Here is a 9,167-nt window from a genome sequence, read left to right as displayed (position 1 = left end):
GACGGGGCGGCGGACGAGGAGGAGCCGGAGGTGGAGTCCTCGGCGGGGGTCGAGCAGGCCGCGAGGCCGACGACGAGGAAGCCCGCGGTGGCGAGGCCGAAGACGGACTTGGTGAGGTTGCGCATGGGATTTCCTTCGCTGTGTGGACTGGGGATCCGCCCGGTTCCCCGGGCGACACAGGGACTTCGGCGCGGTCGCGGAACGGGTTGGGGCCGGTTCTCCTTTCTCAGGGGAACGCCAGGTTCGCGAGCCGCTCCCCCGAGATCACGGGGATCGGCGTCCGGAGTGGACGCACCGACCATTGACTTCCGACAGTCGCCGATATATCGTCGCTACATCGCGACAGCACGCCGCGATCCCCGACATCACCCGACCGGAAGGAGCGCCCATGCGCACCCACGACCACGACGACCACCTGCCGTCCCCCTCCACCGGCGGCGTCCCCGCCGACCACCACGAGCCCCGCATGCAGCACCACCGCGGCGGGCGCCCGCGCATCATGCCGGGCCACCCCCTCGCCCGGGGCTTCCGCCCCGGCGACGGCCCCGGCTTCCCCGGGTTCCCGGGCTTCCCCGGCATGGGCGGCTTCGGCGGCCCCGGCTTCGGCCCGGGTCGCGGACGCGGCGGACGGGGTCGCGCCCGCCGCGGCGACGTCCGCCTCGCGATCCTCTCCCTGCTCGCCGACGCGCCCTCGAACGGCTACGGCCTCATCACCGGCATCGCCGCGAAGACCGAGGGCGCCTGGCGGCCGAGCCCCGGATCCGTCTACCCGACGCTCCAGCAGCTCGTCGACGAGGACCTGATCGTCGCCGACGAGACCGGCGCCAAGAGCGTCTACTCGCTCACCGACCAGGGCCGCGCCCACGTCGAGGAGCACAAGGCGGAGATCGACGCCGCCTGGGCCGCGACGACCGACAAGTCCGAGGGCGAGGACGCGTTCCAGACGAGCCTCATGAAGCTCGCCGGCGTGATCAAGCCCCTCATGCACGACGCGACCGACGCCCAGCGCCAGGCCGCGGCGGCGAAGCTCGACGAGACGCGGCGCGCGCTCTACGCGATCCTCGCCGACTGATCCGCGCCTACCTCCCGGCCCACGCACGACGACGGCCCCCGCATCAGCGGGGGCCGTCGTCGTGCCTGCGGCGGATCAGCGGGTGGCCGCTCCGGTGTCGAGGTCGTCGCCGGCCTCGAGGTCGGGGCCGTCGGACTGGGTGATGTCGATGCCGAGGCCGCCGTCCGCGTCGTCGTCGACCTGGTCGTCGTCGAGCGGGACGACGCGCTCGGCGTCGACGGCCTCCGCCGCGTCGCGGCCGTCGGCCCCGACGAGCTCCTCCTCGTCGACGCCGGTGTCGTCGAGGTCGCGGTCGGCGGGATCGCGGGGGTTCTCGATGTCGCTCACGGTGCTCTCCTTCGCTGGTCGGTGCGGCGCGTACGCGCCGTGCCTCGACGGTACGCGCCCCGGCTCCGCGCGTGCTGGCCCGCCGGATCCCGGGCGCGGGAGGCCCGCGTCGATCAGGAGACGCCGACGGTGATCCGGTGCCAGCCCGTCGCGCCGTCGGGCGCGGGCGGCGCCTCGTCGGCGGTCTGCGTGACGCCGGTCGTGTCGGTGGCGCGCACCTCGACGCTGTGGGATCCGCTCGTCGCGTCCCACGCGTACGACCACTGCCGCCAGGTGTCCGCGCCCACGCCGTCGCCCAGCGTCGCCTCGACCCAGTCACCCTCGTCGACGCGCACCTCCACCTTCTCGATGCCGGTGTGCTGCGCCCAGGCCATGCCGGCGATCGCGGTGCGGCCCGCGTCCACGCGCGCGCCGGACCGCGGGGTGTCGATGCGGGAACCCGTCTTGATGGGGCCGCGTTCGGTCCAACCGCGGGTCGACCAGTACGCGACGTCCTCGGCGAAGGTGGTGACCTTGAGCTCGGTGACCCACTTGGTCGCCGAGACGTAGCCGTAGAGGCCGGGCACGACCATCCGCACGGGGAAGCCGTGCTGCTGCGGCAGGGGCTCGCCGTTCATGCCGACCGCGAGGATCGACGCGCGGTCGGGATCCGTCAGCGCCTCCAGCGGCGTGCTCGCGGTCCAGCCGTCCTGGCTCGTGGAGAGCACCATGTCGGCTCCCGCGGTCGGCCGCGCGCGCTCGAGCAGCAGGCGGATCGGGTAGCCGAGCCAGAGCGCGTTGCCGACGAGGTCGCCGCCGACCTCGTTGGAGACGCAGGTGAGGGTGGTCACGTGCTCCTCGAGCGGCAGGGCGAGGAGCTCGGCGAACGTGATCTCGATCTCCTCCTCGACCATGCCGGTGATCCGCAGCGTCCAGGAGGACGCGTCGACCGACGGCACCTGCAGCGCGGTGTCGATCCGGTAGAAGGCGTCCGCGGGCGTGAGGAAGGGCGCGAGCCCGGGGACGCCGAGCTCGGCGGAGGCGGGGATCGCGGCGGCGGGCGTCGCGGCGCGCGGCAGGACGAGCGTGCGGCGGAAGTCGTCGACGCGGGCGGCGGCGGCGTTGACGCCGCGGGCCACGGATCCGGCGACGACCGACGCGGCGCCGGCCACCACCGTCATGAGGAGGAAGGTGCGGCGCTCGACGCGGGAGCCTGCGCCCGGGGTGAGCGGGGCGCGCGCGGCCGGGCGGGCGATGCCGCGCACCGGCTCGGCGACCGCGGCGGACGCGGATGCCGACCGGTCGGCGGCGTCGCGCCAGTCGCGGAGGCGGTCCGCCCCGCGGTGGAGGATGAAGACCCCGGCGATCATGCCGACGATGGTGGGGATCGCCGCGGCGCCCGTGGCCCCGGCGCGCGTGGTCGCCGCGAGCACGGCGATCCCGGCGAAGAGGGCGAGCACGACGACGCCGAACGGCGGCCGACGCACCTGCAGGATCCCGGCGAGCGCGGCCGCGGCGAGCACCACCACGCCGAGCACGACGATCAGCGCGACCTTGTCGCCCGTGCCGAACAGGGCGATCACGGTGTCCTTGACGCCCGCGGGCACGAGGTCGATGACGAGCGCGCCGACCGCGAGCACGGGGCTCGCCGCCGGGGCGACGAAGGCCGCGGCGATCTCGGCCACGGCCAGCACGGCGAGCGCCGCGACCACCCCGAGGAACGCCGACCACGCGCGGAGGACCGCACGGGTCACGGGGCGACCGGCTTGCTGTAGGGGAGGATCACGTCGAAGCGGCAGCCGCCCTCGACGTTCTGGACGGTGACGTCGCCGTCGTGCGCGCGCACGATGCCGCGGACGATCGCGAGGCCGAGGCCCGCGCCGCCGCCGCCCGACGCGTACCCGCCGTCGTGCGTGCCCTCGGCCTGCACCTGGGGATCCGGCGGCGTCGCCTCGGCGGGCGCGACCGGGAAGTCGGGGCCGAGCGCGGCCTTCTCCGTGGCGCTCTTCCCGTAGGCGCGCGGGGTGCGGGATCCGGTCGACCGCCAGCCGGCGTCGAACACGCGGGGCAGGTCGCCCTCGGGGATGCCGCCCGCGGTGTCCTCGACGGAGAGGACCGCGAGGTTGCCCGAGTCGCGGTGGGCGGAGATCACGATGCGGCCGCCGGGCAGCGACTGCTGGATGGCGTTCATGACGAGGTTGCCGACGACGCGGGAGAGCTCCCGCGGATCGCCCTGCACGACGAGGTCGTCGTGCGCGGTCTCGCCGCGGAGGTCGACCTGGCGGGCCTGGGCGACGGGACCGAGCTCGGCGACGGTGTCGCTCACGACGTCGTAGAGCGAGACGCGCTCGACGGCGAGCTCGAGGCTGCCGGAGTTGATGCGGGACAGCTCGAACAGGTCGTCGACCATGCCGTTGAGGCGGTTCGCCTGCACCCTGATCTGGCGGAAGTAGCGGTGCTCGTCGTCGACCATGCCGTCCTCGAGCGACTCCGCCATGGCGCGGATCCCGGCGAGCGGCGTGCGGAGGTCGTGCGACATCCAGGCGATGAGCTCGCGGCGGCTGCGCTCCTGCGCCTCCATCCTGTCGCGCGCGTCGGCGAGGCGGCGGTTGGCGGCGCTGAGCTCGCGGGCGACCTGCGCGAACTCGGTGCTGGTGGGGCGGCCCGGCTCGACCGCGGCCTCCTCGCCCATGGACGCGGCGTAGCGGCCGAGCTCGCGGCTGCCGCGCACGAGGGTCATGCCGAGCATCGCCGCCATCACGAGGGAGACGAGCGCGGAGACGGCGGCGACGGAGAGGAACGCGGTGAGGCCGGCGTCGTCGACGAGCATGCCGGCGGTGACGGCGACCATGCCGCCCACGACCGAGAGCACGGCGGCGAGCGCGACCACGCAGATCTGCAGCACGAGCGAGCGGCGGCGGAGCAGGCGCAGCAGCACGCTGGCGCCGAGGCCGACGATGGCGGCGCAGACGAGCGCCGTCAGCACGACGATGAGGAAGGAGTCGGCGGTCACGCGTCGCCCCCGGCGGGCGGGGCGGCGGCCGGCGACTCGGGATCCGCGTCGGCCGCGGGAGGCTCGGCCGCGGGAGCCGCCGGCGCCACGCGCGCCGCGGCGTCCGGGTCGAAGCGGTAGCCCACGCCCCAGACGGTGCCGAGGAGCACGGGATGCGCGGGATCCGCCTCGATCTTCTCCCGGAGGCGCCGCACGTGCACCGTGACGGTGGAGAGGTCGCCGATCTCCCAGCCCCACACGGAGCGGAGCAGGTCGTCGCGGCCGAAGACGCGGCGCGGGTTGCGGAGCAGGAAGGCGAGCAGGTCGAACTCGCGGGAGGTGAGCGAGAGCATGACGCCCGCCTGGTGGATCTCGCGCGCGCCGAGGTCGAGCACGAACGGGCCCGCGACGAAGGCCGGCTCGGGAGCGGCCTCGGGCACCGTGCGGCGGAGGACGGCGCGGACGCGGAGCACGAGCTCCCGCGGCGAGAACGGCTTGGCGAGGTAGTCGTCGGCGCCGGCGTCGAGGCCGTTGACGCGGTCCTCGCCCTGGCCGAGTGCCGTGAGCATGACGACGGGGACGGGCGACTCGGGGTGGTGGGCGCGGATCCGGCGGCACACCTCGAGCCCGTCGAGGCCGGGGAGCATGCGGTCGAGCACGACGAGGTCGGGCATGCGCTCGGTGGCGACGCGCACCGCCTCGAGCCCGTCGGCGACCGTCTCCACCTGGAAGCCCGAGGCCTTGAGGTAGCGGCAGACGACCTCGTTCACGGTGGGGTCGTCCTCGACCACGAGGATGCGCCGGCCGCGCAGGGGATCCGGTCGCGACGGGTCGGGGCGCGCGGCATCGGGGCGCCCGGCGGCGGCGCGCGCGGGATCGTAGGTGGGGCTCACCCGGTCAGACTATGCGCGGTCCCTGGCGGGGAGCCGCGGGGTGTCCGGCTTGCGAGCGAGCCGTCACCCCTCGGGACGCCGCGCCGCGGGCGGCGGATGCGTGCAGGCGCCGACTCCTAGGCTCGCACCATGACGCAAGCTCTCGTGGACGTGGTCCTCCCCTGCCTCGACGAGGAGGAGGCCCTGCCCTGGGTGCTCTCGCGCCTGCCCGAGGGGTACCGCGCGATCGTCGTCGACAACGGATCCACCGACCGCTCCGCCGAGGTGGCGCGCGCGCACGGAGCCCTCGTGGTGGCGGAGTCGCGCCGCGGGTTCGGGGCGGCGGCGCACGCGGGGCTCGAGGCGGCGACGGCGCCGCTCGTCGCGTTCTGCGACGCCGACGCGTCCATGGATCCCGCGCTCCTCCCCCGCGTGGTCGACCCCGTCCGCGACGGCGAGCGCGACCTCGTGCTCGGCCGGCGCGTCCCGTCGGCCCGGGGCGCGTGGCCGCTGCACGCGCGCATCGCGAACCTCGAGCTGGCCCGGCGGCTGCGGCGGATCACGGGCGTCCCGCTGCACGACCTCGGCCCGATGCGGTGCGGGCGGCGCACCGAGCTGCTGGCCCTGGGGATCCTCGACCGGCGCAGCGGCTATCCGCTGGAGATGCTGCTGCGGGCATCGGCGGCGAAGTGGCGCATCCTGGAGGTGGAGATGCCGTACGCGCCGCGCGTGGGGCGGTCCAAGGTGACCGGCACCGTGCGCGGGACCGTCACGGCCGTGCGCGACATGTCGCGCGTGCTGGCCGAGGCGCGTGCCGCGGCAGCCGGCGCCGACCGCACCCCGGGAGGATCCGCGTGACCGCCGTCGTCGTCATCGCCAAGGAGTGCATCCCGGGCCGCGTGAAGACGCGCCTGCACCCGCCGTTCACGCTCGAGGAGGCGGCCCGGCTGGCGTCCGCCGCCCTCGCCGACACGCTCGCCGCCGTCGACGCCGCCCGGCCGGCTCGCCGGGTCCTCCTCTTCGACGGCACGACCCCGCCCGCGGAGGCCTCCGGCTACGACGTGATCCCGCAGGTCGCAGGCGACCTCGACGAGCGGCTCGCGGCGATGTTCGACGCGCTCGACGGCCCCGTGCTCCTCGTCGGGATGGACACGCCCCAGCTCACCGCCGACCTCCTCCAGCCCGTGCTCGACTCGTGGGCCGAGGATGTGGGCGGGCCCGACGCCTGGTTCGGCCCCGCGAACGACGGCGGCTTCTGGGCGCTCGGCCTCCGGGATCCGGACGGCGCGCTCGTGCGCGGCGTGCCCATGTCGCGCGACGACACGGGCGCCGTGCAGCTGTCCCGGCTGATCGACGCGGGGCTCGACGTCGCCATGCTGCCCGAGCTCACCGACGTGGACACCGTCGACGACGCCCGGGAGGCGGCCGAGGCCGCGCCCTCCCATCGCTTCGCCGCGGCGCTCCGAACCCTGGAGAACGGCGCGGGCACCCGCGCCGCCGCCACCGCACCCGCATCACCGCAGGGGGACCCCGCATGAGCCTGGCCGTCGACCGCCCCGAGGACCGCGCATCCGCGCGCGTCCGCACCTTCGGATCCGGTGGCGGCGAGCCGTACGCGCGGGCCCTCCGCGACTCCGGCGAGGTCCTCTTCCTGTCGCTCGCCTCCGACGACGGCAGCGCCGAGGTCATGGACCTCAGCCGCTGGAGCGCGGACGCCGACGCCGTGGACGCGAGCCTCCTCGCCGACGCCGCCGGCCCGGTCCTCGACATCGGCTGCGGCCCGGGCCGCATGGTCCGCGCCGCCATGGACGTCGGCCTCGGCGCGCTCGGCATCGACGTCTCCCCCACCGTGGTCGAGATGGCCGCGGGCCAGGGCCTCCCCGTGCTGCACCGCTCCATCTTCGAGCGCCTGCCGCGCGAGGGCGGCTGGGGCACGCTCCTCCTCCTCGACGGCAACATCGGCATCGGCGGCGACGCGGCCGCGCTTCTCGCGCGTTGCGGCGAGCTGCTGGACGACGAGGGCGCGCTCATCGTGGAGACCCACCCGGATCCCGACCGCGACCGCACCTTCGAGTGCACGGTCGACGACGGCCAGGGCCACGCGAGCGACCCGTTCCCGTGGGCGCAGGTCGGCCGCGACGCCGTCGCGCGCATGGCCGACGACGCCGGGCTCGACCTCGTTCAGTGCTGGGAGGCCGAGGGCCGGTCCTTCTGCCGCCTCGTCCGCGCGTAGACCGCCGCGATCACGGCCGTCGCCACCGCGGTGGCGACCCACATCATCGCGAGGCGCGGCGCGTAGTCCGCGATGAGGATCGTCGGGTTGTCGTTGCCGATGGCCCGCGCGCGGATCTCGGGGACGACCACCAGCGTCATCACCGCCATCACGACCACGCCGGCCTGCACGATCACGAGCGCGCCGGCCGGGAGCCGCCGGCCGGCCTTCCGGATCAGCAGGCCCGCGACGAAGACCACGGGCGACAGGATCGCGTCGTGCACCAGGATCGCGAGGAGCAGGAACACGGCGACGCCGACGACCTGGTCCGTGCGCTGGGTCTCCAGCAGCGTCCGCACGCCGAGCGCGAGGACGACCACGCCCACCGCGATGAGCGCGATCCGGGCCGCGAGGACGCCGCGGGCGCCGCGGGCGCCGCGCACGGCGGGATCGGATCGCGTGCCGGTCATCACATCGCCTCCAGGGTCGAGAGCCACTTGGTCTGCAGCACGCCGGGACGGCCGGGCGCGATCATCCGGGCCGGGTAGCCGTGCTGGATGTCGAGGGGCGCGCCGTCGAGCTCGAGCGCCACGAGCGTCAGCGGGTCGCGCACGTACTCCGGCCCCATCTCGGTGCGCCGGAACCCGCCGCTCTGCTCGAGGCTCGTGATGCGCAGCCGCGCGCCGGGGTCGGTGCCGACCTGGTCCATGAGGTCCATGAGGCGGACGCCGCGCCAGGTGGCCGACTGGCTCCACCCCTCGACGCAGGCGATCGGCAGCGTCGCGGTCACGAGCTCCATGCCGCGGAGGTCCTGCATCGTGAAGGCGCGCGACGCGGATCCGTTCGAGACGGTGAGCGTCCACGCGGGGTCCATCGCGGTCTCGGTCACGCCCGCGGCCTCGGCCGTGCGGTTGACGGGCAGCGCCTGCGGGCCGGTGCCCATGACGCGCGGGCCGAACGCGTTGAACGGCGCGAGGAGCCGGAACGACTGGCCCGCGGTGAGGCCGACCACCGCCGCGACGGACGCGCCGACCGCGACCAGGAAGCCGCGCCGGGCGACCGGGGCGGGCGTGACGGGGGTGTCGTCGATCCAGGCGAGCACGCGACCGGTGACGCCGCGGGGCGCGCGGGTCGGAGCGCCGTCGGCGGGTGCGTCGTCCGCCTCGACGATGGGCGACTCGTCCGCCTGCCCGCGCCGCCAGTGCCCGGCGATGGCGGGCAGCTTCACGCCGATGTGGATCGCGAGCGAGCCGACCACCACGATCCCCAGCGCGAAGTGCGTCTGCCGGAAGTAGAACGGGAACGGCACCCACTGGAACGTGTTGAGGAGCCCCGTCGCCACCTCGAGCAGCGACGCCCCGACGAACACGGCGATGGACGCGCGCTCGAGGAACGAGACGACCCCGGTGACCGGCGGGTACGTGAGCAGCTCGGGGAAGACGATCCAGAGCTTGGCGAGCAGCAGCGGGACGCACGCGATGCCGGCGGTGATGTGGATCCCCTGCGTCACCCGGTAGAGCGACACGGGCGCGGTCGGGAAGCGCATCCACGGGAGCGGGTCCTGGAGGAAGTGGCTGTAGAGGCCGGTCGCGAAGCAGACCAGGAAGGCGAGGCCGAGCAGCCGGCCGACGACCACCGCCAGCCGGGTGGTGCGGGCGGGCGACGCGAGCCGACGCCTCGCCTCGTGCATCAGTGTCCGCATGGGGTCGCTCC

General features: G+C 75.2%; 10 protein-coding genes. 4 read left to right on the top strand and 6 right to left on the bottom strand.

The window, feature by feature from the left end:
* The first annotated feature begins 388 nt into the window (after positions 1–388).
* Entirely contained in the window at positions 389–1,072 is a 684-nt protein-coding gene (locus BFL37_RS06815; protein WP_086514381.1) for a PadR family transcriptional regulator, read from the top strand.
* A gap of 75 nt (positions 1,073–1,147) precedes the next feature.
* Here the strand turns inward: BFL37_RS06815 and BFL37_RS06810 are convergent, their stop codons facing one another.
* The 4 genes from BFL37_RS06810 to BFL37_RS06795 all read right to left on the bottom strand — a co-directional run bounded on the left by BFL37_RS06810 (position 1,148) and on the right by BFL37_RS06795 (position 5,263).
* The gene (locus BFL37_RS06810; RefSeq protein WP_086514380.1) at positions 1,148–1,399 is read right to left on the bottom strand and encodes a hypothetical protein; all 252 of its coding nucleotides are present in this window, start codon (positions 1,397–1,399) and stop codon (positions 1,148–1,150) included.
* 113 nt (positions 1,400–1,512) lie between these two features.
* Positions 1,513–3,132 carry a molybdopterin-dependent oxidoreductase gene (locus BFL37_RS06805; protein WP_086514379.1) on the bottom strand — a complete coding sequence of 540 codons (1,620 nt, stop codon included), beginning with the start codon at positions 3,130–3,132 and terminating at the stop codon, positions 1,513–1,515.
* Positions 3,129–4,391, bottom strand: coding sequence for a sensor histidine kinase (locus BFL37_RS06800; RefSeq protein ID WP_086514378.1), 1,263 nt, complete (start codon positions 4,389–4,391; stop codon positions 3,129–3,131). The genes BFL37_RS06805 and BFL37_RS06800 overlap by 4 nt, the downstream gene beginning before the upstream one ends.
* Positions 4,388–5,263, bottom strand: coding sequence for a response regulator transcription factor (locus tag BFL37_RS06795; protein WP_086514377.1), 876 nt, complete (start codon positions 5,261–5,263; stop codon positions 4,388–4,390). Before BFL37_RS06795 ends, BFL37_RS06800 begins: the two co-directional genes overlap by 4 nt.
* A 129-nt stretch (positions 5,264–5,392) precedes the next feature.
* On the opposite strand from BFL37_RS06795, the gene BFL37_RS06790 reads away from it, so the two are divergent.
* From BFL37_RS06790 to BFL37_RS06780, 3 genes are read left to right on the top strand one after another with little or no spacing between them, the layout of a single operon-like run.
* A complete protein-coding gene (locus BFL37_RS06790) occupies positions 5,393–6,100 on the top strand; it encodes a glycosyltransferase family 2 protein (RefSeq protein ID WP_086514376.1) in 708 nt (235 codons plus the stop codon).
* The gene (locus tag BFL37_RS06785) at positions 6,097–6,780 is read left to right on the top strand and encodes a TIGR04282 family arsenosugar biosynthesis glycosyltransferase (RefSeq protein WP_086514375.1); all 684 of its coding nucleotides are present in this window, start codon (positions 6,097–6,099) and stop codon (positions 6,778–6,780) included. Before BFL37_RS06790 ends, BFL37_RS06785 begins: the two co-directional genes overlap by 4 nt.
* Positions 6,777–7,475 carry a class I SAM-dependent methyltransferase gene (locus tag BFL37_RS06780; RefSeq protein ID WP_086514374.1) on the top strand — a complete coding sequence of 233 codons (699 nt, stop codon included), beginning with the start codon at positions 6,777–6,779 and terminating at the stop codon, positions 7,473–7,475. Before BFL37_RS06785 ends, BFL37_RS06780 begins: the two co-directional genes overlap by 4 nt.
* Here the strand turns inward: BFL37_RS06780 and BFL37_RS06775 are convergent.
* Positions 7,424–7,924, bottom strand: a complete 501-nt coding sequence (locus tag BFL37_RS06775) for a hypothetical protein (protein ID WP_086514373.1) — start codon at positions 7,922–7,924, stop codon at positions 7,424–7,426. The genes BFL37_RS06780 and BFL37_RS06775 overlap by 52 nt on opposite strands.
* Complete coding sequence (locus tag BFL37_RS06770) at positions 7,924–9,156, bottom strand: molybdopterin-dependent oxidoreductase (protein WP_086514372.1); 1,233 nt, start codon at positions 9,154–9,156, stop codon at positions 7,924–7,926. Before BFL37_RS06770 ends, BFL37_RS06775 begins: the two co-directional genes overlap by 1 nt.
* Positions 9,157–9,167: the final 11 nt, after the last annotated feature.

It is taken from the genome of Clavibacter michiganensis, assembly GCF_002151125.1.
In the GTDB taxonomy this organism is placed as follows: domain Bacteria; phylum Actinomycetota; class Actinomycetes; order Actinomycetales; family Microbacteriaceae; genus Clavibacter; species Clavibacter michiganensis_C.
The sequence above is the reverse complement of the archived record's forward strand: the minus strand, read 5'-3'. Positions and strand labels throughout refer to the sequence as shown.